The sequence below is a fragment of the Cupriavidus sp. CP313 genome (assembly GCF_054072015.1).
Genome location: NZ_JBSVZB010000012.1, coordinates 178,685 through 200,205, shown reverse-complemented (window position 1 = coordinate 200,205; position 21,521 = coordinate 178,685). Strand labels below are relative to the sequence as shown.

Sequence of the window (21,521 nt, the reverse complement as noted above, 5' to 3'; positions counted from 1 at the left end):
GCTTGATCTGTTTCGGGTCGGGGTAGCGGAAGCTGTCGCGTTGCCCCTTGCGCTTGAAGCGCGGGAAGTCGGCCCGCTTCTCGAAGAAGTTTTTGTAGGCTTTTTCGAGGTCTTTGAGCGCATGTTGCAGCGGATGGACGGGCGCATCCTTCAGCCAAGCCGTCCCCAAGCTGTTGCGCCACGCCGTCAGATGCTTCGCCATCGCGACATAGCCGATGAACTTGCCGCCCGCGTCGTGATTTTCCTTTTGCAACGCCAGCGCTTTGTTGAACACGAAACGGCACGAGCCAGCGAAGCGGCGCATTTGGCGCTGCTGTTCGCCGGTCGGCATCAGTTCGTACTTGAAGGCTTGGATGCGTTGCATGGCGGGGATGATACTCTTGGCCTATGAGCAGTGAAAACGATATTCGGCATGGGCGGCGGTGCACCCATCGGGTCATCCGCAAACACATCGAGCAGCAGCAGACACCACACTGAGGCAAAAGCAAGGACGGCTATGCCGTCCTTGCTATCCTTCCCCGCCCTGAGGGGCGAGGTTTGCCGCGCAACTGATCAAGACTGCCCTCGTAGCGGCCGCGCCAGACATCCGCCTCAGTCCGAGGGGAAATGCTCCGCAGCAGTCTGATCAAGCTGCAGCTTGATCATGACCACCAGGCAATGAATGCCGTGGCATGCCTCGGAACGTTCGCTTTCCACTTCCAGCAGGGACAGGATGCAACTAAGGCTGGCGCTGATGTGCTCGAGTGATTCGAGGCAGTCGGCTGGATTGGCGGCCAGCGCGGTTTCGTGTTTTGACGTGATTTGTTTTTGCATTGCGAGCTCCTAAACGCGTGAACTTGGCCGCATGATGCGGCCACCTTTAGCGAGTTTCAGGTTGCTACGCCCGATCACCGTTGTTTCGGTGATGCCTCTAGTGTTCCCATCGCGATCGTTCATGGCGATCAGAGGATTCGCAATTCTCTAGCCTTTGTCATCGGAAGGCCTTCACCAGCTGCCGCTGCCCAGCGGGTTCCGAGCGGGACGGGAGAACCTCAAGCCACCCGCCGCCCCGGCATCAGCCCGCCATACTCCTTCCCTAAAAACTCCGCCGTGTGCTCCAGCAAATAGGCGCGGCAGCTCTCGCTGGCCGGTGACAAACGCTTGCTGGACATATGCGCGACATGCCAGATGCGCTCGATCGGTGTGCCGGTCACGTCCAGCAGCGCGATCTCGCCGGTGCGCAGCTCCAGCGACAGCGTGTGCAGCGACAACAGGCTGATGCCCATGCCGGCCATCACGGCCTGCTTGATGGTCTCGTTGCTGCCCAGGGTGATCACCTTGGCTGGCGTGAACAGGTGGTCCCGGAACATGTACTCCGCCACGGTGCGGGTGCCGGAGCCCGGTTCGCGCAACAGGAAGGTCTCATGACGCAGTTCCTGCAGGTCGAACCCCTTTGCGTCGTGCAGGGGGTGCCGCGGCGAGGCCACCAGCACGTGCGGATGCGCGGCGATGGGTTCCGACACCGCGTCCAGTTCGCGCGGCGGGCGGCCCATCAGCGCGAGGTCGATGGCGTTGTCCTGCAGCAGCCGCAGCAGCGTTTCCCGGTTGCCTTCGGCGATGCGCAAGTCCACGCCCGGATGCAGCGCGGTAAAGCCGGCGAGCAGCTTGGGCGCGAAGTATTTCGACGTGCTGATCAGCCCGATCGTGATCGAACCCTGCTCGACGTCCTTGACCGCCTGCAAGCCTTCCTCGGCGTCCTTGACCTCGCCGAGGATCCGGGACGCATGGTGCAGCAGGCGGTCGCCGGGCTCGGTCAGTGTGAGCTGCCCCTTGACCCGCTCGAACAGCGCCAGGCCGACCACGGATTCAAGCTGCTTGACCTGCATCGAGACCGCAGGCTGGGTCAGGTGCAGTTCCTCGGCCGCGCGCACGAAGCTGGCGTGCCTGGCCACGGTGACGAAGATCTGCAACTGGCGAAGGGTGAGGGCGCGCAGGAAGGACATGGGCGGTGGGGGCGGCTTTGGATGTTCCCGTGATGTGCAGTTTGGTCCGCACTTAAGGGATTGCTTATACAGGGGCTAAGAATATCTGAATTTACCTTATGTGGGTGGGCTTATATCTTTGCATCAACGCAGTAGCCACGACGCTCAACCAAGCAAGGAGACAAGCATGAACGCACCTGAATCGGTCCAAGCCAAGCCGCGCAAGCGCTACGATGCCGGCGTCATGAAGTACAAGGAAATGGGGTACTGGGACGGCGACTACGAACCCAAGGATACCGACCTGCTGGCGCTGTTCCGCATCACGCCGCAGGACGGCGTGGATCCGGTCGAGGCCGCTGCCGCGGTGGCCGGCGAATCCTCCACCGCCACCTGGACGGTGGTGTGGACCGACCGCCTGACCGCCTGCGACATGTACCGCGCCAAGGCCTACCGGGTCGATCCGGTGCCCAACAACCCCGAGCAGTTCTTCTGCTACGTGGCCTATGACCTGTCGCTGTTCGAGGAAGGCTCGATCGCCAACCTGACCGCGTCGATCATCGGCAACGTCTTCAGCTTCAAGCCGATCAAGGCGGCGCGCCTGGAAGACATGCGCTTCCCGGTGGCCTACGTGAAGACCTTCGCTGGCCCGTCCACCGGCATCATCGTCGAGCGCGAGCGCCTGGACAAGTTCGGCCGCCCGCTGCTGGGCGCCACCACCAAGCCCAAGCTGGGCCTGTCGGGCCGCAACTACGGCCGCGTGGTGTATGAGGGCCTGAAGGGCGGGCTGGACTTCATGAAGGATGACGAGAACATCAACTCGCAGCCCTTCATGCACTGGCGTGACCGATTCCTGTTCGTGATGGACGCGGTCAACAAGGCCTCGGCCGCCACCGGCGAGGTCAAGGGCAGCTACCTCAACGTGACCGCCGGCACCATGGAAGAGATGTACCGGCGTGCCGAGTTCGCCAAGTCGCTGGGCTCGGTCATCATCATGATCGACCTGATCGTCGGCTGGACCTGTATCCAGTCCATGAGCAACTGGTGCCGCCAGAACGACATGATCCTGCACCTGCACCGCGCGGGCCATGGCACCTACACCCGGCAGAAGAACCACGGCGTGTCGTTCCGCGTGATTGCCAAATGGTTGCGCCTGGCCGGCGTCGACCACATGCACACCGGCACCGCGGTGGGCAAGCTGGAAGGCGATCCGCTGACCGTGCAGGGCTACTACAACGTCTGCCGCGATGCGTACACCCATACCGACCTGACGCGCGGGCTGTTCTTTGACCAGGACTGGGCTTCGCTGCGCAAGGTGATGCCGGTGGCCTCCGGCGGCATCCATGCCGGCCAGATGCACCAGCTGATCCACCTCTTTGGCGACGACGTGGTGCTGCAGTTCGGCGGCGGCACCATCGGCCACCCGCAGGGCATCCAGGCCGGCGCCACCGCCAACCGCGTTGCGCTGGAAGCGATGGTGCTGGCGCGCAACGAGGGCCGCGACATCCTCAACGAAGGGCCGGAGATCCTGCGCGATGCCGCGCGCTGGTGCGGACCGCTGCGGGCTGCGCTCGATACCTGGGGCGACATCAGCTTCAACTACACGCCGACCGACACCTCGGACTTCGCGCCCACCGCGTCGGTGGCCTGAGCCCTGGCGCGACGCCATCAAAGCACGACGAGCGAACCCAAAGAACGAGAGGACATCATGCGTATTACTCAAGGCACTTTCTCCTTCCTGCCCGACCTCACCGACGCGCAGATCACCAGCCAGCTTGAATACTGCCTGAACCAGGGCTGGGCGGTCGGCATCGAGTACACCGACGACCCGCATCCGCGCAATACCTACTGGGAGATGTTCGGCCTGCCGATGTTCGACCTGCGCGATGCCGCCGGCATCCTGCTGGAGATCAACAACGCGCGCAGCACCTTCCCCAACCACTACATCCGCGTCACGGCTTTCGATTCGACGCATACGGTGGAGTCGGTGGTGATGTCGTTCATCGTCAACCGTCCTGCGGACGAGCCCGGCTTCCGCCTGGTGCGCCAGGAAGAGCCCGGCCGCACCATGCGCTACTCGATCGAGAGCTACGCCGTGCAGGCACGCCCCGAGGGCAGCCGCTACTGAGCGGCACCGGCTGAACCGCCGCGCGGCGCTGCCGTCGGCGATTTCCTGACTGTGCAATCCCACGGTTGCGCCGCCGCAAGGCCGCGCACCGGGGGGAGCTGCGCCTCGAATCTTCGAGCCGGATGCTCGAATGATCCTCACGGAGCCTGCCATGTCCGCACCTGAAACGACCGCACCGCTGCAGCCGCCAGCTGCTCAGGCCGGATCGCTGGCCGAATCGCTGGCCAGCTCGGGTATCACCGAGCTGCTGGCCCAGCTTGACCGCGAGCTGATCGGACTGAAGCCGGTGAAAGCCCGCATCCGCGATATCGCCGCCTTGCTGCTGGTGGACAAGCTGCGCGCCGCGCGCGGCTTCAGCGCCGGTGCGCCCAGCCTGCATATGTGCTTCACCGGCAATCCCGGCACCGGCAAGACCACCGTGGCCATGCGCATGGCGCAGATCCTGCACCAGCTGGGCTACGTGCGCCGTGGCCACCTGGTGGCGGTGACCCGCGACGACCTGGTCGGCCAGTACATCGGCCACACCGCGCCCAAGACCAAGGAGATCCTGAAGAAGGCCATGGGCGGGGTGCTCTTCATCGACGAGGCCTACTACCTCTACCGCCCGGAGAACGAGCGCGACTACGGCCAGGAGGCCATCGAGATCCTGCTGCAGGTGATGGAGAACAACCGCGACGACCTGGTGGTGATCCTGGCCGGCTACAAGGACCGCATGGACCGCTTCTTCGAGTCCAACCCGGGCATGTCCTCGCGCGTTGCCCACCATGTCGATTTCCCTGACTACCAGCTCGACGAGCTGCGCCAGATCGCAGACCTGATGCTGTCCGAGATGCAATACCGCTTCGACGACGAAAGCCGGGCCGTGTTTGCCGACTACCTGGCCCGGCGCATGGCACAGCCGCACTTTGCCAATGCCCGCAGCGTGCGCAATGCGCTGGACCGCGCGCGGCTGCGCCATGCCTCGCGCCTGCTGGACGATGCCGGCACGGTCGCCGACGACCGTACCCTGACCACCATCACGGCGTCTGACCTGCTCGCCAGCCGCGTGTTTTCGAAGGCCGCGCAGGGCGCGCAGGCCCCGGCCAAGGAGTAAGCCATGCAAGCCCTGATTTTCGATGTCGACGGCACGCTGGCCGATACCGAAAGCGCTCACCTGCAAGCCTTCAATGCCGCCTTCGCCGAGGTCGGCCTGGACTGGCACTGGGACGCGCCGCTCTACACGCGCCTGCTCAAGGTGGCCGGGGGCAAGGAGCGCCTGATGCACTACTGGTGCATGGTCGACCCGGAAGAAGCCCGCGGCTGCAAGGTGAAGGAAACCATCGACGCCGTGCACGCCATCAAGACCCGCCACTATGCCGAGCGCGTGGGGGCGGGCGGCCTGCCGCTGCGCCCGGGCATTGCCCGCCTGATCGCCGAGGCCGGCGAGGCCGGTCTCCCGCTGGCGATTGCCACCACCACCACGCCGGCCAACCTCGACGCGCTGCTGCAGGCGCCGCTTGGCGCGGACTGGCGCCGTCGTTTTGCCGCCATCGGCGACGCCGGCACCACGGCCATCAAGAAGCCGGCGCCCGATGTCTACCTGGCCGTGCTGGAGCGGCTCGGCCTGGAAGGCGGTGACTGCCTGGCGATCGAGGACTCGGAGAACGGCTTGCGCGCCGCCCGGGCCGCCGGCATCCCCACCGTGGTCACGCCCACCGCCTTCAGCGGGCAGGACTCCTTCGAGGGCGCGCTGCTGGTGCTGCCGCATCTTGGCGATCCCGGCGAACCCATGCCCCAGCACGTGCCCGGCGCGGCGCACCGCTGGGCCGACCTTGCCGCGTTGCGCGCCTGGCACCACGGCACCCTGATCGAGGCGACCTGACATGCACGCCACTGAACCCAACACCGGCCATGGCAGCCAGCGCGGCATCCGCCTGGCCCCATCCATCCTGTCGGCCGATTTCGCGCGCCTGGGCGAAGAGGTGTGCGCGATCGAGGCCGGCGGCGCAGACCTGGTGCACTTCGATGTGATGGACAACCACTATGTGCCCAACCTGACCATCGGCCCGCTGGTGTGCGAGGCGATCCGGCCTCTGGTCTCCATCCCCATCGACGTGCACCTGATGGTCGAACCGGTTGACGCGCTGATCCCGCTGTTCGCCAAGGCCGGCGCCAACATCATCAGCTTCCATCCGGAAGCGAGCCGCCATGTGGACCGCACCATTGGCCTGATCCGCGACCACGGCTGCAAGGCCGGCCTGGTGCTCAACCCGGCCACGCCGCTGAGCTGGCTGGACCATACGCTGGACAAGCTCGACCTGGTGCTGCTGATGAGCGTGAACCCGGGCTTTGGCGGCCAGGCCTTCATTCCGGGCGTGCTGGACAAGCTGCGCCAGGCACGGGCACGCATCGACCGGCAGGTGGACGCCGGCGGGCGGCCGGTCTGGCTGGAGATCGACGGCGGCGTCAAGGCCGACAACATTGCCGAGATCGCCCGCGCTGGCGCCGACACCTTTGTGGCCGGCAGCGCCGTGTTCGGCGCGCCCGATGCCGACGGCGGCTACTGGAGCATCCTGCACCGCCTGCGCGAGGCCGCCACGATCACGTAGCCCGCCAGCACCGGCACCACACAAGAATACATAGCCAAACTATAGGAGACCTGTCATGCCTGAAGTCCAAAGGATGACCCTGACGCAGTTCCTGATCGAGGAACGCCGCCGCTATCCGGACGCCAGCGGCGGCTTCAACGGCCTGATTCTCAACGTCGCCATGGCCTGCAAGGAAATTGCGCGCGCGGTTGCCTTCGGCGCGCTGGGGGGCTTGCACGGCAAGGCCAGCAATCAAGCTGGAGATGAGGGGGCCGTCAACGTGCAAGGCGAAATCCAGCAGAAGCTGGACGTGCTGAGCAATACCACCTTCCTGCGCGTCAACGAGTGGGGCGGGTACCTGGCCGGCATGGCGTCGGAGGAGATGGAGGCGCCTTACCAGATCCCGGAACACTACCCGCGCGGCAAGTACCTGCTGGTGTTCGATCCGCTCGACGGCTCGTCCAACATCGACGTCAATGTCTCGGTGGGCAGCATCTTCTCGGTGCTGCGCGCCCCGGAAGGCGCAAGTGCCGTCACCGAGCAGGACTTCCTGCAGCCCGGCAGCGCCCAGGTGGCGGCAGGCTACGCGCTCTACGGTCCCACCACCATGCTGGTGCTGACCGTGGGCAATGGCGTCAACGGCTTCACGCTCGATCCCAACCTGGGCGAATTCTTCCTGACGCACCCCAACCTGCGGGTGCCGGCCGATACCCAGGAATTTGCCATCAACGCGTCGAACAGCCGCTTCTGGGAAGCGCCGGTGCAGCGCTATATCTCCGAGTGCATGGCCGGCAAGAGCGGGCCGCGCGGCAAGGATTTCAATATGCGCTGGATCGCGTCGATGGTGGCCGAGGCGCATCGCATCCTGATGCGCGGCGGCGTCTTCATGTACCCGCGCGACAGCAAGGATCCCGCCAAGCCGGGGCGCCTGCGCCTGCTGTACGAGGCCAACCCGATCGCTTTCCTGATGGAACAAGCTGGCGGACGCGCCAGCACGGGCCGGCAGACGCTGATGTCGGTGGCGCCGGGCGCGCTGCACCAGCGCATCGGCGTGATCTTCGGCTCGCGCAATGAAGTGGAACGGATCGAGGGCTACCACACCGACCAGACCGATCCCGACCTTCCGAGTCCCCTGTTCAACGAGCGCAGCCTGTTCCGCGCGTCTGCCTGAGGTGCCTGGCCATGTCAGAACGTAATCCCATTATCGCCATCACCGGATCCTCGGGCGCCGGTACCACGTCGGTGACCCGTACCTTCGAGAACATCTTCCGCCGCGAAGGCGTGAAGTCAGTGGTGATCGAAGGCGACAGCTTCCACCGCTACGACCGCGCCGAAATGAAGGTCAAGATGGCCGAGGCCGAGCGCACCGGCAATATGAACTTCAGCCACTTTGGCGCGGAGAACAACCTGTTCGCCGAGCTGGAGAACCTGTTCCGCTCCTACGCCGAAACCGGCACGGGCATGCACCGGCACTATCTGCATAGCCCGGAAGAGGCCGCGCCGTTCGGGCAGGACCCCGGCACCTTCACCCAGTGGGAGCCGCTGCCGGCCGACACCGACCTGCTGTTCTACGAAGGCCTGCACGGCGGCGTGGTCACCGACGAGGTCAATGTCGCCCAGTATCCCAACCTGCTGATCGGCGTGGTGCCCGTCATCAACCTGGAATGGATCCAGAAGCTCTGGCGCGACAAGAAGCAGCGCGGCTACTCGACCGAGGCCGTGACCGACACCATCCTGCGCCGCATGCCGGACTACGTGAACTACATCTGTCCGCAGTTCTCGCGCACGCATGTGAACTTCCAGCGGGTGCCGTGCGTGGATACGTCCAACCCCTTTATCTCGCGCGAAATCCCCGCGCCCGATGAAAGCATGGTGGTGATCCGCTTTGCCAACCCGAAGGGGATCGACTTCCAGTACCTGCTGAGCATGATCCACGACTCCTTCATGTCGCGCGCCAACACCATCGTGGTGCCCGGCGGCAAGATGGAACTGGCCATGCAGCTGATCTTCACGCCCTTCGTGCTGCGCATGATGGAGCGCCGCAAGCGCGCCGCGCTGTGACCCATTGTCGTTTGCAAGGACACCACAGATGAACGCACCCGAACGCATCGATTCCGCCGCGCGCTGCGCCAACGCACTGCGCTTCCTGGCCGCCGACGCGGTGGAGCATGCCAAGTCCGGCCACCCCGGCGCACCCATGGGCATGGCCGAGATGGCCGAAGTCGTGTGGCGGCGCCACCTGCGCCACAACCCGGCCAACCCGGCCTGGCCCGACCGTGACCGCTTCGTGCTGTCCAACGGCCATGCTTCCATGCTGCAGTATGCGCTGCTACACCTGACCGGCTACGACCTGCCGATGTCGCAGCTGCGCCAGTTCCGCCAGTTGCACGCGGCCACGCCCGGCCATCCGGAGCTTGGCGTGACGCCGGGCGTGGAAACCACCACCGGGCCGCTGGGGCAGGGCCTGGCCAATGCCGTCGGCATGGCGCTGGCGGAGAAGCTGCTGGCCGCGACCTTCAACCGGCCCGGCTTCGACATCGTCGACCACCACACCTACGTCTTCCTTGGCGATGGCTGCCTGATGGAGGGGCTGAGCCACGAGGCCTGCTCGCTGGCAGGCACGCTCAGGCTGGGCAAGCTGATCTGCCTGTACGACGACAACGGCATCTCCATCGACGGCGAGGTCGCCGGCTGGTTTGCCGACGACACCCCGAAGCGCTTTGCCGCGTACGGCTGGCATGTGATCGCCGTCGACGGGCACGATGTGCAGGCCATCGACGCCGCGCTGCACGAGGCCAAGACCGAACGCGACCGGCCCACGCTGATCTGCTGCCGCACCGTGATCGGCAAGGGCGCGCCCGCCAAGGCCGGCGGGCACGATGTGCATGGTGCCCCGCTGGGCGCGCCGGAGATCGCCGCCATGCGCACGGCGCTGGGCTGGGAAGCCGAGCCTTTCACAGTGCCGGCGGACGTGGCCGATGCCTGGGACGCGCGCGCGCAAGGCGCCGCGCGCGAGGCCGAGTGGGAGGCGCGCTTCGTCAGCTATTGCGCCGCGCACCCCGAACTGGCGGAGGAATTCGTGCGCCGTGTCAAGGGACGCTTGCCGGAAGGCTTCGATGCCGAGCTGATGGCGTTGCTGGATGCGCCGTCGCCGCTGCAAGGCAAGATCGCCACGCGCAAGGCATCGCAGCTGTGCCTGGAGGCGCTCACGCCCGCCTTGCCCGAGCTGCTGGGCGGCTCGGCCGACCTGACCGGCTCCAACCTGACCAATGTCAAGGCGTCGGTCTGGGTCAACCATGCCGGGCATGGCAACTATGTGAGCTACGGCGTGCGCGAGTTCGGCATGGCCGCCGCCATGAACGGCATTGCGCTGCATGGAGGGCTGATTCCCTACGGCGGCACCTTCATGACGTTCTCGGACTATTCGCGCAATGCCATCCGCATGGCGGCGCTGATGCGCCTGCGCGTGGTCCACGTGCTGACCCATGACTCGATCGGGCTCGGCGAGGACGGTCCCACCCACCAGCCGGTGGAACACGCTGCGAGCCTGCGGCTGATCCCCAACAACCAGGTCTGGCGCCCCTGCGACGGCACCGAGACTGCGTACGCGTGGCTGGCCGCGCTGCAGCGTGAGGATGGCCCGAGCTGCCTGGTGCTGTCGCGGCAGGCGCTGATGCCGTTCGAGCGCAGTGCGGCCCAGCGCGCGGAGATTGCGCGCGGCGGCTATGTGCTGCGCGATGTGCCGGCGCCGCGCGTGGTGCTGATTGCCACCGGCTCCGAGGTGGAAATCGCCATGCGCGCGGCACTGGACCTGGCCGATGCCGGCATCGCCGCACGCGTGGTGTCCATGCCCTGCGTGGAACTGTTCTACGCGCAGGACGTGGCGTACCGGGACACCGTGCTGCCGCCGGGCTTGCCGCGCGTCAGCGTGGAGGCGGGCGGCACCTGGTTCTGGCGCGGCGTGGTGGGCGAGCAGGGCCTGGCGCTGGGCATCGACAGCTTCGGCGAATCCGCGCCGGCCGAGGCGCTGTACCAGCACTTCGGCCTGACCCCGGCGCATGTCGCGGCGGCCGCGCGCGTGCTGCTGGAGGAAGCGTGATGGCTACCGCATCCATGCCCTGCACCGCGGTGCTGATCGACCTGGACGGCACGCTGGTCGACAGCGCGCCCGACATTGTCGAGGCCGCCAACCGCATGCTGGCCGACCTCGGCAGCCCGGCATTGCCGTTCGACACCGTGGCCGGCTTCATCGGCCGCGGCGTGCCCAACCTGGTGCGGCGCGTGCTCGAGACCGCCGGGCTCGCGCTGCAGGTCGAGGCTGCCGAAGCCGTGGCGATGTTCCACCGCCACTATGCCGAGACCAACGGCCGCCTCGGGTCGGTGTTCCCGGGCGTGGAGGCAGGCCTGGAGGCGCTCAGGCGGCAAGGCTACCGGCTTGCCTGCGTCACCAACAAGCCGCGCGCGCTGGCGGTGCCGCTGCTGGCGCTGACCGGGTTGTCGCAATACCTGGAAGTGCTGGTGGCGGGCGACTCGATCGCGCAGATGAAACCCGACCCCGAACCGCTGCGCCACGCCTGCAACCTGCTCGACGTCGATCCGGCGCAGGGCGTGCTGGTGGGGGATTCGGCGGTGGACGTGGCGGCGGCGCGCGCGGCCGGAATCCCGGTCTGCCTGGTGCGCTATGGCTACGCCGGTCCCGGCGGGCCCGCGGCGCTGGGCGCCGACGCGCTGCTCGATTCGCTGGAGGCATTGCCGGCGCTGCTGACGCCGGCGCGGCTGGCGCCAGCCGCCTGATGTGCGCCGGCGCGACCGGCAAGGATACCAAGACAATTAAAGGAGACAGCATGACTATCAAGGTTGCCATCAACGGCTACGGACGCATCGGCCGCAATGTGCTGCGCGCCCACTATGAAGGCGGCAAGCGGCATGATATCGAGATCGTCGCCATCAACGACCTCGGCAACGCGGCCACCAATGCGCACCTGACCCAGTACGACACCGTCCACGGCCGCTTCCCGGGCGAGGTCTCGGTCGACGGCGATGCCTTCCGCGTCAACGGCGACCGGATCCGCGTGCTGGCGCAGCGCAACCCGGCCGAGCTGCCGTGGGGCGAACTGGGCGTGGACGTGGTGATGGAATGCACCGGGCTCTTCACCAGCAAGGAAAAGGCCTCGGCCCACCTGAAGGGCGGCGCGAAGAAGGTGATCATCTCCGCCCCCGGCGGCAAGGACGTGGACGCCACCATCGTCTACGGCGTCAACCACGGCGTGCTGAAGGCCACCGACACGGTGATCTCCAACGCCTCGTGCACCACCAACTGCCTGGCGCCGCTGGTCAAGCCGCTGCACGAGAAGCTGGGCGTGGTGAACGGCCTGATGACCACGGTGCACTCCTATACCAACGACCAGGTGCTGACCGACGTCTACCACGAAGACCTGCGCCGGGCGCGCTCGGCCACCATGTCGATGATCCCGACCAAGACCGGCGCCGCCGCCGCGGTCGGGCTGGTGATGCCTGAACTGGACGGCCGGCTGGACGGCTTTGCCGTGCGCGTGCCGACCATCAATGTGTCGCTGGTCGACCTGTCCTTCGTGGCGGCGCGGCCCACCACGGTGGAGGAGGTGAACGGCATCCTGAAGGCAGCCGCTGAAGGCGAGCTCAAGGGCATCCTGGACTACAACACCGCGCCGCTGGTCTCGGTGGACTTCAACCACAACCCGGCGTCTTCCACCTTCGACGCCACCCTGACCAAGGTCAACGGCACGCTGGTCAAGGTGTCGGCCTGGTATGACAACGAATGGGGCTTCTCCAACCGCATGCTGGATACCGCGGTGGCGCTGGCCCACGCACGCTAGCAGGTTGCCATGATGAGCCTATCCCATGCTACGAACCCGCAACCGAACCCCGCGGCGGCGCCGCACACGCTGGCCGCACTGCTTGCAGCCGGCGGACTGGCTGGCAAGCGGGTCTTTATCCGCGCCGACCTCAACGTCCCGCAGGATGCAGCGGGCGCTATCACCGACGATACCCGCATCCGTGCTTCCGTGCCTGCCATCGCGGCCTGCCTGCAGGCGGGCGCTGCGGTGATGGTCACCTCGCACCTGGGCCGGCCGCAGGAGGGGGCGCCCGACCCGCGCCACAGCCTGGCGCCGGTGGGCCGCCGCCTGTCGGAACTGCTGGGCCGCCAGGTGCCGCTCTTGTCCGGCTGGACCGAGGGCGGTTTCCAGGTGCCGCCCGGGCAGGTGGTGCTGCTGGAAAACTGCCGCATGAACACGGGCGAGAAGAAGAACAGCGACGAGCTGGCGCAGAAGATGGCCGCGCTGTGCGATGTCTATGTCAACGACGCCTTCGGCACCGCCCACCGCGCTGAAGCGACCACGCATGGCATCGCCAGGTACGCTCCCATTGCCTGCGCCGGCCCGCTGCTGGCCGCCGAGATCGACGCGCTGGGCAAGGCGCTGGGCCAGCCCGCGCGCCCGCTGGTGGCAATCGTGGCCGGCTCCAAGGTTTCGACCAAGCTGACCATCCTGAAGTCGCTGGCCGACAAGGTCGACAACCTGGTCGTCGGCGGCGGCATTGCCAATACCTTCATGCTGGCCGCCGGCCTGAAGATCGGCAAGTCGCTGGCGGAGCCTGACCTGCTGGCCGACGCCAGGGCCATCATCGACATCATGGCCGCCCGCGGCGCCTCGGTGCCGATCCCGGTCGACGTAGTGTGCGCCAAGGAATTCAGCGCTACCGCCGCGGCCACCGTGAAGGACGTCAACGACGTGGCCGACGACGACATGATCCTGGATATCGGCCCCAAGACCGCCGCGATGCTGGCCGAGCAGCTCAAGGCCGCCGGCACCATCGTCTGGAACGGCCCGGTGGGCGTGTTCGAGTTCGACCAGTTCGGCAATGGCACCAGGGTGCTGGCCCAGGCCATCGCTGAATCGAAGGCGTTCTCGATCGCCGGCGGCGGCGACACGCTGGCGGCGATTGCCAAGTACGGCATTGCCGACCGCGTGGGCTATATCTCCACGGGCGGCGGCGCGTTCCTGGAATTCCTGGAGGGCAAGACGCTGCCCGCGCTGGCCGTGCTGGCACAGCGCGCCGCCGCCTGAACCCGACCTCACCGATTCTGCAATCAGTAAAGGAGCTTCATCATGGCACTCATTTCCTTGCGCCAGCTGCTGGACCACGCGGGAGAGTTCGGCTACGGCGTGCCGGCTTTCAACGTCAACAACCTGGAACAGATCCACGCCATCATGGAAGCGGCCCAGGAAACCGACAGCCCGGTCATCCTGCAGGCCTCGGCCGGCGCCCGCAAGTACGCCGGCGAGGCTTACCTGCGCCATATGGTGCTGGCCGCGGCCGAGACCCATCCGGACATCCCCATCGTGCTGCACCAGGACCACGGCTCCAGCCCGGCGATCTGCCAGGCCTCGATCCGCTCCGGCTTCACCAGCGTGATGATGGACGGCTCGCTGCGCGAAGACATGAAGACCCCGTCCGACTACGACTACAACGTCGACGTCACGCGGCGAGTGTGCGAGATGGCGCATGCGATCGGCGTGTCGGTGGAGGGCGAACTGGGCTGCCTGGGCTCGCTCGAAACCGGCCAGGCTGGCGAAGAGGACGGCGTGGGCGCGGAGGGCACGCTGTCGCACGACATGATGCTGACCGACCCGGCCCAGGCGCGCGACTTTGTCGCCCGCACCGGCGTGGATGCGCTGGCCATTGCCATCGGCACCAGCCATGGCGCCTACAAGTTCTCGCGCAAGCCCACCGGCGACATCCTGGCGATGGACCGTATCCGCGAGATCCATGAGCAGATCCCTGACACCCACCTGGTGATGCACGGGTCCAGCTCGGTGCCGCAGGAATGGCTGGAGATCATCCGCCAGTACGGCGGCGACATCAAGGAGACCTACGGCGTGCCGGTTGAGGAGATCCTGCGCGGCATCAAGATGGGGGTGCGCAAGGTGAATATCGACACGGATATCCGCCTGGCCATGACCGGGGCGATCCGCAAGTCCTTGTCCGACGACCGCAGCGAGTTCGATCCGCGCAAGGCGCTGCTGGCGGCCAAGAAGGGGGCGAGGAGCGTGGTCAAGCTGCGCTTCGAGGCCTTCGGCTGCGCCGGGCAGGCCTCGCGGATCAAGCCGGTGTCGCTGGAGCGGGTGGCGAAGCTTTATTCCTGAGGGCGCCATCTGCAGTACCACGAGCCCAGGCATACGCGCCCCTCCCCCGCGAGCGGGAGAGGGGTGGGGGAGAGGGCCGGTGCATCCACGAAGTAAAGGCTGTCGGCATGCCAGCGCCAGCCCTCTCCCCCGGCCCCTCTCCCGCAAGCGGGCGAGGGGAGCAAACCGGCAGCAGGAGTTGTTCGCGTGACTAACCCCAACGCCGTCACCAGCAACCTGGCGCGGCACAAGGAGCAAACATGGCCAATCGACGCGAAGTGCCTGGCATCAGGAAGTACGACGGTCCCGCGGGCGGCTGGGGGGCGCTGAAGGCAACCGCCACGGCGATCCGCACGCAGATGGATACCGTCAGGGCGCCGATCACGCTGATGCGGACCAACCAGCCCGACGGCTTCGATTGCCCCGGCTGCGCATGGCCCGACAAGGAGCACCGGTCGACCTTCCAGTTCTGCGAGAACGGCGCCAAGGCCGTGACGTGGGAGGCAACCACCAAACGGGTGCCTCCCGAGTTCTTTGCAGCCAATACGGTGTCGTCGCTGTTGAACCGCACGGACTACGAGCTTGAAGACTTTGGCCGGCTGACGCATCCCCTGGTCTACGACCGCGCCACCGACACCTTCCGCGCGGTGGAGTGGGAGGCAGCATTCGCCCGCATCGGCGAGATCCTGCGTGGGCTGACGCCGGACCAGGTCGAGTTCTATACCTCGGGCAGGGCTTCCAACGAGGCCGCCTACCTGTACCAGCTGTTCGCGCGGGAATATGGCACGAACAATTTCCCCGATTGCTCGAACATGTGCCACGAGCCCACCAGCGTGGGCTTGCCGCGCTCGATCGGCATCGGCAAGGGCACGGTGTCGCTGGATGACTTTGACACGTGCGAGCTGATCATATCGATCGGCCACAACCCGGGCACCAACCACCCGCGCATGATGGGAACCTTGCATGAGGCATCGCGCCGCAAGGTGCCGATCCTGGTGTTCAACCCGCTGCGCGAGCGGGCGCTTGAGCGCTTTGCAGACCCGCAGAACATGGTGGAGATGGCCACCTATGGCTCCACCCGGATTGCGTCGTCCTACTTCCTGGTCCGCGCCGGTGGCGACGCCGCCGCCATCAAGGGGGTGATGAAGGCGCTGCTGGACCTGGAAGCCAGCCAGGGCAATGTGCTGGACCACGACTTCATCGCGGTCCACACCGAGGGCTTCGAGGCGCTGGCCGACGATCTGCGGTCGACCGAATGGGCGGATATCGAAAAGACCTGTGGCCTGACCCGCGCGGACCTGGAGCTGGTGGCGGCGGCCTATGCCAAATCGAATGCCACCATCGTCACCTACGGCATGGGCGTGACCCAGCACAACGAAGGCACGGTCAATGTGCGCCTGCTGTGCGACCTGCTGATGCTGCGCGGCAACTTCGGCAAGCCCGGCGCCGGCATCTGCCCCTTGCGCGGCCACTCCAATGTGCAGGGGAACCGGACTGTCGGCATTACCGAGAAGCCGTCGGCCGGCTTCCTGCAGCGGATCGAGGACACCTTCGGCTTCAGCCCGCCCGCCGGGCACGGGCACGATGCCGTCAACGCGATGCAGGCGATGATCGATGACAAGTCCAGGGCGCTGTTCTGCCTGGGCGGGAACTTCGCGGTCGCCTTGCCTGATCCCGAGCAGTGCTTCCCCGCCATGGGCAAGCTCGACCTGAGCGTGCATGTCGGGACCAAGCTCAATCGGACCCACCTGCTGGTGGCCAGGGAGACCTATGTGCTGCCTTGCCTGGGCCGCACGGAACTGGATATGCAGGAGACCGGGCCGCAATCGGTGACGGTGGAGGATTCGATGTCGATGGTGCATGCCTCGGCCGGCAAGCTCGCGCCGGCATCGGAATTCCTGCGCTCCGAGCCGGCCATCGTGGCGGGCATTGCCACCGCGACCCTGCCTGACAGCAAGGTGCCATGGCTGGAACTGGTTGCCGACTACGACAGGATCCGCGACCTGATCGAGAAGACGGTGCCCGGCTTTGAGGATTTCAACACGCGCGTGCGGGTCCCTGGCGGATTCCGCATGCCCTTGCCGCCAACCGAGCGCAAATGGGAAACGCCGTCGGGCAAGGCCGAGTTCTACGTGTTCAAGGGGCTGCACGAAGACAAGCAAGTCCATGCCGACGATGTCCTGCGGCTGGTGACGATCCGCAGCCATGACCAGTACAACACCACCATCTATGCCATGGACGACCGCTACCGGGGCGTGTTCGGGCGGCGCGACGTGCTGTTCATGAACCCAGCCGACCTGGCCGCGCGCGGCCTGGAGCATGGCGACCTGGTCGACATCGAGACCATCGCAGCGGGCCGGCAGCTGCGTTTCGAGAAGATCACCGCGATCGAATATGAAATTGCGCCCGGCTCCGTCGCCGCCTACTATCCGGAAGCAAACAAGCTGGTGCCGCTCGACTACATCGACGAGGACAGCGGCACCCCGTCCTACAAGTCAGTGCCCGTGCGCGTGGTGCGTTCGGAGGTGACGTAATGGCAGGCCAGTCCACCATCACGTAAGCACGGCTCATGCCCGGTTTCCAGCGCCGCTGCGCGCGGCCCTGCCCGCGCGCAACGGCCCTCTGTTGAAGCAATGCGACCTACCTGTGGAGGAAAGTCCATCATGCCGACCCTATGCGAAATCTGCAACGCACGCCCCGCCGTGGCGCGGGTGACCGTGGTTCAGGACGGCGAGCGCAAGACGATGTCGATCTGCGACTACGACTACCGGCAGCTGCTGCGCCACCAGGACATGCTCAACCCGTTCGACTCCCTGCTGGGTGGCGGCGGGCTGTCCCGCTTCTTCCGCGGAATGGGAGGCGGGATGGATGACGACGAGCATCCCGGATTCTCCACCGAAGTCCCGCGCGAATCCGTCGATCCCACCGATGCCTTCAGCGAGCAGACCATGGAGCTGCTGCAGCGCGCCGCGGAGAAGGCCCACGAGCTGCGGCGCAATGAACTCGACACCGAGCATCTGCTCTACGTGCTCGCCGATACCGATGTCTGCACGGCGCTGCTCAAGGAGCTGAAGCTCTCGCCGCAGGACATCAAGGGCTATATCGACGAGCACGCGCAGACCGGAACCGCCGATCCCGACGCGGCCATCGACCGGATGACGATCTCGCCGCGGCTGAAGAAGGCCTTCCAGTATGCCTTCCAGGCCTCGCGCGACCTGGGGCATTCCTACGTTGGCCCCGAGCACCTGCTGATCGGCCTGGCCTCGGTGCCGGACAGTATTGCCGGGACGCTGCTGAAAAAGTACGGCGTGACCCCCGAGGCGCTGCGCCAGAAGGTGGTGAAGGTGGTCGGCAAGGGCGCCGAGGATGGCCGCGTCGATACGCCCACCGGCACGCCCACGCTGGACAAGTTCGGGCGCGACCTGACCGCGATTGCGCGGCAGGGCAAGCTCGATCCGGTGCTGGGCCGTGCGCAGGAGATCGAGAGCACGATCGAGGTGCTGGCGCGGCGCAAGAAGAACAACCCGGTGCTGATCGGCGAGCCGGGCGTGGGCAAGACCGCGATCGTGGAAGGCCTGGCGCAGCGCATCGTCAATGGCGATGTGCCGGAGGTGCTGCGCGGCAAGCGCCTGGTCGAGGTGAATATCAACTCGATGGTGGCCGGCGCCAAGTACCGCGGCGAGTTCGAGGAGCGTGCCAAGCAGTTGATTGACGAGGTGACCGCCAAGAACGACGAGCTGATCCTGTTTATCGACGAACTGCACACCATCGTCGGCGCGGGGCAGGGCGGCGGCGAGGGTGGCCTCGATATCGCCAACGTGCTCAAGCCGGCGCTGGCGCGCGGGGAGTTGAGCCTGATCGGCGCCACCACGCTGAACGAATACCAGAAGTACATCGAGAAAGACGCGGCGCTGGAGCGGCGCTTCCAGCCGGTGCTGGTGCCGGAGCCGACCGTCGAGCAGACCATCGTCATCCTGCGCGGCCTGCGCGACAAGCTTGAGGCGCACCACCAGGTCACGTTCGCCGACGACGCCTTTGTGGCCGCGGCGGAACTGTCGGACCGCTACATCACGTCGCGCTTCCTGCCGGACAAGGCCATCGACCTGATCGACCAGGCCGCGGCGCGCGTGCGCATCGGCGCCACCTCGCGTCCCGCGGATATCCAGGAACTGGAGGCCGAGATCGCCCAGCTCAAGCGCGAGCAGGACTATGCGTCGTCGCGCAAGCGCTTTGACGAGGCCAAGGGCTTCGAGGACCGCATCAACGACAAGCAGAAGCGGCTTGATGCGCTGACCGAGGCCTGGCAGCGCAAGACCGGGTCGGAGACCCTGGAGGTGACGGCTGCGGCCATTGCCGAAGTGGTGTCGCGCCTGACCGGCATCCCGGTGACCGACCTGACCCAGGAAGAGCGCCAGAAGCTGCTGAAGATGGAAGAGCGGCTGCGCGACCGGGTGGTGGGGCAGGACGACGCGGTGGTCGCGGTCAGCGACGCGGTGCGCTTGTCGCGGGCGGGGCTGGGGCAGGCCAACCGTCCGATCGCGACCTTCCTCTTCCTCGGGCCGACCGGCGTCGGCAAGACCGAGCTGGCCAAGGCCCTGGCGGAAACCGTGTTCGGCGACGAGCAGGCCATCATCCGCATCGACATGTCCGAGTACATGGAGCGCCATGCGGTGGCCCGGCTGATCGGCGCACCCCCTGGCTATGTCGGCTACGACGAAGGCGGGCAGCTGACCGAGCGCGTGCGGCGCAAGCCCTATAGCGTGATCCTGCTGGATGAGATCGAGAAGGCCCACCCGGACGTGAACAACGTGCTGCTGCAGGTCTTCGACGATGGCCGCTTGACCGACGGCAAGGGCCGCGTGGTGGACTTCAGCAACACCGTCATCATCGCCACCAGCAACCTGGGCGCGCCCATCATCATGGATAACCTGGAGCAGCCCGAGGACAAGCGCATGTCTGAGAAGGACTTGCGCGAGGCGCTGATGAAGGTGCTGAAGGGACACTTCCGGCCCGAGTTCCTCAACCGCATCGACGACATCATCGTGTTCCATGCGCTGTCGCGCGAGAACATCCGCGCGATCGTGCAGATCCAGCTGGAGCGCGTGGTGCGCACCGCCGCCGCGCAGGACATCACGGTCAGGCTCGACGATGACCTCGTCGATCACCTGGTCGAGGTGGGATACCAGCCTGAGTTCGGCGCGCGGGAGCTGCGGCGCCAGATCCGCCAGTCTGTCGAGACCGGGCTGGCCAAGGAGATTCTCGGCGACAAGCTGAAATCCGGCGACAGTGTCGAGCTTGGCTACGACAAGGCAAGCGAAGCAGTGGTCTTCAGGAAGATGGAAGCCGTCAAGAAGCCGAAGGCAGGCAAAGCTGCCGCCAAGGGCGCTGGACCCAAGAAGGCGGACAGCACGGTCGCAGCAGGAGACTCCAGCGCTTGAGCGCACGAGCCAGGGCAATCACGACTTTCGTGGGAGATTCGCAAATGCAGGAGTTCGACTTTTACATCAATCTGGAGAAACCGACGCTGGGGCTCTATGTGCGCAAGGGGGCAGGACTTCCGGACCTCGCCGACGCAAAGGAATGGCAGCTCGAAGGAACGGTCCCCGAGAACGCACTGCCACCCGGCGCGTTGAAGGGGCTGGACGCCAACGGGCACGCCTTTCAGGAGCTGGGAGGGTAACCAGCCACGCGCGGCCGCGACCTGTTCCGATGGGTTGCGGCCGCGCGGCTTGCTTTCTGCCAGCATCACTTCTCGTCGACAAAGAACTCGATACCCTCGTCGATGCATTCTTTCGGCTGGGCAAAGGTAATCCAGCCATGGCCCCTGAGCGTGATTTCGTCACGGCGCAGGATGAGCGCGTTTTCGCCATCGATCTTCACGTGGGTGCCGTTCGAACTTCTGTCGATCAGGACAAAGCGGCCGCCGCGCGGCTCCACCGTGGCCTGGAATCTCGACACCTGCCGGTCCGTGACAACAATGCTCATGGTCGTGTCCCGGCCGATGGTGACCGGCGGCGAGGCGGTGTTCATTTCGAAGACGGTTCCCCGATACCGTAGCGAGAGCAAGGCCGAACGGGCCAATGCAAGATCCACCGGGGCCACCAGGGTCAGGTCGATGCTCTGCTGCCAGATTGCTTCGTACAGCTCGATCACCTGCTTCTTGCCGCGCACCTGTATTGGATACAGGTAGCGTGTCATCTGGCGCAGCCCTGCGGACAGTTGCTCCACCGCGTTCTTGCTGGTGATGATCTGGCCTCTCGACGCCAGGCTGGCCAGTCGGGCGGCAAGGTTCACGGTGTCGCCGAACAGGTCGCCGGATTCGTCCGACAGGATCGGGCCATGGTGAAAGCCGATATGGATTGCCAGCGGAGCGCCGATGATCGGCGGCAGCCCGGCGACGGCCTCCTGCATGTCCAGTGCCGCCCGCATCGCATTTTCCGCGGCAGGAAACAGCACCATGATTTCGTCACCGATGGTCTTGACCACCCGGCCTTGCGCGGCCGCGGAGTGGGATGTCATCAGCGCGAGGCACTGGCGGATTGCGCCAAGCGCCACCGCATCGCCGGCCTGCTCGTAGAGTCTGGTGCTGTCGCAGACGTCCGCGAACATCACCGATCCATCAGACGCGTCTTGTCGCGAATCTTGGTCCATATGCATCACAGGCCGTTTGGTCGGAGCGCGCCATGCCTTCGATCGGCAGTGC

At 66.1% G+C, this 21,521-nt stretch carries 19 protein-coding genes; 15 read left to right on the top strand and 4 right to left on the bottom strand.

Annotation, left to right across the window (positions count from 1 at the left end):
• From ACW4E8_RS18390 to ACW4E8_RS18380, 3 genes are all read right to left on the bottom strand, one after another.
• A partial coding sequence (locus tag ACW4E8_RS18390; RefSeq protein WP_456805819.1) for an RNA-guided endonuclease InsQ/TnpB family protein occupies positions 1 to 364 on the bottom strand: 364 nt, incomplete at its 3' end.
• Positions 365 to 591: 227 nt separating this feature from the next.
• Positions 592 to 813: a hypothetical protein gene (locus ACW4E8_RS18385; protein WP_456805818.1), complete on the bottom strand. Its 222-nt coding sequence runs from the start codon at positions 811 to 813 to the stop codon at positions 592 to 594.
• A 218-nt stretch (positions 814 to 1,031) separates the two neighbouring features.
• Positions 1,032 to 1,982, bottom strand: a complete 951-nt coding sequence (locus ACW4E8_RS18380; protein ID WP_115013067.1) for a LysR family transcriptional regulator — start codon at positions 1,980 to 1,982, stop codon at positions 1,032 to 1,034.
• A gap of 166 nt (positions 1,983 to 2,148) precedes the next feature.
• On the opposite strand from ACW4E8_RS18380, the gene ACW4E8_RS18375 reads away from it, so the two are divergent.
• From ACW4E8_RS18375 to ACW4E8_RS18305, 15 genes are all read left to right on the top strand, one after another.
• On the top strand, positions 2,149 to 3,609 hold the full coding sequence (locus ACW4E8_RS18375) for a form I ribulose bisphosphate carboxylase large subunit (protein WP_114133656.1): 1,461 nt from the start codon (positions 2,149 to 2,151) through the stop codon (positions 3,607 to 3,609).
• 57 nt (positions 3,610 to 3,666) lie between these two features.
• The gene (locus ACW4E8_RS18370) at positions 3,667 to 4,086 is read left to right on the top strand and encodes a ribulose bisphosphate carboxylase small subunit (protein WP_010809290.1); all 420 of its coding nucleotides are present in this window, start codon (positions 3,667 to 3,669) and stop codon (positions 4,084 to 4,086) included.
• 151 nt (positions 4,087 to 4,237) lie between these two features.
• Entirely contained in the window at positions 4,238 to 5,179 is a 942-nt protein-coding gene (gene cbbX / locus ACW4E8_RS18365; RefSeq protein ID WP_456805817.1) for a CbbX protein, read from the top strand.
• 3 nt (positions 5,180 to 5,182) lie between these two features.
• On the top strand, positions 5,183 to 5,947 hold the full coding sequence (locus ACW4E8_RS18360) for an HAD family hydrolase (protein WP_456805816.1): 765 nt from the start codon (positions 5,183 to 5,185) through the stop codon (positions 5,945 to 5,947).
• A 1-nt stretch (position 5,948) separates the two neighbouring features.
• On the top strand, positions 5,949 to 6,674 hold the full coding sequence (gene rpe, locus ACW4E8_RS18355; RefSeq protein ID WP_456805815.1) for a ribulose-phosphate 3-epimerase: 726 nt from the start codon (positions 5,949 to 5,951) through the stop codon (positions 6,672 to 6,674).
• A 55-nt stretch (positions 6,675 to 6,729) separates the two neighbouring features.
• Complete coding sequence (locus ACW4E8_RS18350) at positions 6,730 to 7,824, top strand: class 1 fructose-bisphosphatase (RefSeq protein WP_456805814.1); 1,095 nt, start codon at positions 6,730 to 6,732, stop codon at positions 7,822 to 7,824.
• 11 nt (positions 7,825 to 7,835) lie between these two features.
• Positions 7,836 to 8,714: a phosphoribulokinase gene (locus ACW4E8_RS18345; protein WP_456805813.1), complete on the top strand. Its 879-nt coding sequence runs from the start codon at positions 7,836 to 7,838 to the stop codon at positions 8,712 to 8,714.
• 28 nt (positions 8,715 to 8,742) lie between these two features.
• Positions 8,743 to 10,752: a transketolase gene (tkt, locus tag ACW4E8_RS18340; protein ID WP_456805812.1), complete on the top strand. Its 2,010-nt coding sequence runs from the start codon at positions 8,743 to 8,745 to the stop codon at positions 10,750 to 10,752.
• On the top strand, positions 10,752 to 11,447 hold the full coding sequence (gene gph, locus ACW4E8_RS18335; protein ID WP_456805811.1) for a phosphoglycolate phosphatase: 696 nt from the start codon (positions 10,752 to 10,754) through the stop codon (positions 11,445 to 11,447). Before tkt ends, gph begins: the two co-directional genes overlap by 1 nt.
• Positions 11,448 to 11,497: 50 nt before the next feature.
• Complete coding sequence (gap, locus tag ACW4E8_RS18330) at positions 11,498 to 12,508, top strand: type I glyceraldehyde-3-phosphate dehydrogenase (protein ID WP_114133664.1); 1,011 nt, start codon at positions 11,498 to 11,500, stop codon at positions 12,506 to 12,508.
• Positions 12,509 to 12,517: 9 nt separating this feature from the next.
• Entirely contained in the window at positions 12,518 to 13,759 is a 1,242-nt protein-coding gene (locus ACW4E8_RS18325; RefSeq protein WP_456805810.1) for a phosphoglycerate kinase, read from the top strand.
• A gap of 42 nt (positions 13,760 to 13,801) precedes the next feature.
• Positions 13,802 to 14,839, top strand: a complete 1,038-nt coding sequence (gene fba, locus ACW4E8_RS18320) for a class II fructose-bisphosphate aldolase (RefSeq protein WP_456805809.1) — start codon at positions 13,802 to 13,804, stop codon at positions 14,837 to 14,839.
• A gap of 239 nt (positions 14,840 to 15,078) precedes the next feature.
• Complete coding sequence (locus ACW4E8_RS18315) at positions 15,079 to 17,352, top strand: FdhF/YdeP family oxidoreductase (RefSeq protein WP_456805808.1); 2,274 nt, start codon at positions 15,079 to 15,081, stop codon at positions 17,350 to 17,352.
• Positions 17,353 to 17,481: 129 nt separating this feature from the next.
• A complete protein-coding gene (locus ACW4E8_RS18310; protein ID WP_456805807.1) occupies positions 17,482 to 20,256 on the top strand; it encodes an AAA family ATPase in 2,775 nt (924 codons plus the stop codon).
• Between the two features lie 44 nt (positions 20,257 to 20,300).
• Positions 20,301 to 20,498, top strand: coding sequence for a hypothetical protein (locus tag ACW4E8_RS18305; RefSeq protein ID WP_456805806.1), 198 nt, complete (start codon positions 20,301 to 20,303; stop codon positions 20,496 to 20,498).
• Between the two features lie 65 nt (positions 20,499 to 20,563).
• Here ACW4E8_RS18305 and ACW4E8_RS18300 read toward each other — a convergent pair whose 3' ends face one another.
• Positions 20,564 to 21,469 carry an adenylate/guanylate cyclase domain-containing protein gene (locus ACW4E8_RS18300; protein WP_456805825.1) on the bottom strand — a complete coding sequence of 302 codons (906 nt, stop codon included), beginning with the start codon at positions 21,467 to 21,469 and terminating at the stop codon, positions 20,564 to 20,566.
• Positions 21,470 to 21,521: the final 52 nt, after the last annotated feature.

What these genes read in the sequence shown, in the direction of transcription:
- ACW4E8_RS18345 (WP_456805813.1), top strand. Translation starts at nt 7,836, where the DNA reads ATGTCAGAACGTAATCCCATTATCGCCATCACCGGATCCTCGGGCGCC.
- rpe (WP_456805815.1), top strand. Translation starts at nt 5,949, where the DNA reads ATGCACGCCACTGAACCCAACACCGGCCATGGCAGCCAGCGCGGCATC.
- ACW4E8_RS18380 (WP_115013067.1), bottom strand. Translation starts at nt 1,982, where the DNA reads ATGTCCTTCCTGCGCGCCCTCACCCTTCGCCAGTTGCAGATCTTCGTC.
- ACW4E8_RS18315 (WP_456805808.1), top strand. Translation starts at nt 15,079, where the DNA reads ATGGCCAATCGACGCGAAGTGCCTGGCATCAGGAAGTACGACGGTCCC.
- ACW4E8_RS18325 (WP_456805810.1), top strand. Translation starts at nt 12,518, where the DNA reads ATGATGAGCCTATCCCATGCTACGAACCCGCAACCGAACCCCGCGGCG.
- tkt (WP_456805812.1), top strand. Translation starts at nt 8,743, where the DNA reads ATGAACGCACCCGAACGCATCGATTCCGCCGCGCGCTGCGCCAACGCA.
- ACW4E8_RS18305 (WP_456805806.1), top strand. Translation starts at nt 20,301, where the DNA reads ATGCAGGAGTTCGACTTTTACATCAATCTGGAGAAACCGACGCTGGGG.
- gph (WP_456805811.1), top strand. Translation starts at nt 10,752, where the DNA reads ATGGCTACCGCATCCATGCCCTGCACCGCGGTGCTGATCGACCTGGAC.
- gap (WP_114133664.1), top strand. Translation starts at nt 11,498, where the DNA reads ATGACTATCAAGGTTGCCATCAACGGCTACGGACGCATCGGCCGCAAT.
- fba (WP_456805809.1), top strand. Translation starts at nt 13,802, where the DNA reads ATGGCACTCATTTCCTTGCGCCAGCTGCTGGACCACGCGGGAGAGTTC.
- ACW4E8_RS18350 (WP_456805814.1), top strand. Translation starts at nt 6,730, where the DNA reads ATGCCTGAAGTCCAAAGGATGACCCTGACGCAGTTCCTGATCGAGGAA.
- ACW4E8_RS18375 (WP_114133656.1), top strand. Translation starts at nt 2,149, where the DNA reads ATGAACGCACCTGAATCGGTCCAAGCCAAGCCGCGCAAGCGCTACGAT.
- ACW4E8_RS18370 (WP_010809290.1), top strand. Translation starts at nt 3,667, where the DNA reads ATGCGTATTACTCAAGGCACTTTCTCCTTCCTGCCCGACCTCACCGAC.
- ACW4E8_RS18310 (WP_456805807.1), top strand. Translation starts at nt 17,482, where the DNA reads ATGCCGACCCTATGCGAAATCTGCAACGCACGCCCCGCCGTGGCGCGG.
- ACW4E8_RS18360 (WP_456805816.1), top strand. Translation starts at nt 5,183, where the DNA reads ATGCAAGCCCTGATTTTCGATGTCGACGGCACGCTGGCCGATACCGAA.
- ACW4E8_RS18385 (WP_456805818.1), bottom strand. Translation starts at nt 813, where the DNA reads ATGCAAAAACAAATCACGTCAAAACACGAAACCGCGCTGGCCGCCAAT.
- ACW4E8_RS18300 (WP_456805825.1), bottom strand. Translation starts at nt 21,469, where the DNA reads ATGGACCAAGATTCGCGACAAGACGCGTCTGATGGATCGGTGATGTTC.
- cbbX (WP_456805817.1), top strand. Translation starts at nt 4,238, where the DNA reads ATGTCCGCACCTGAAACGACCGCACCGCTGCAGCCGCCAGCTGCTCAG.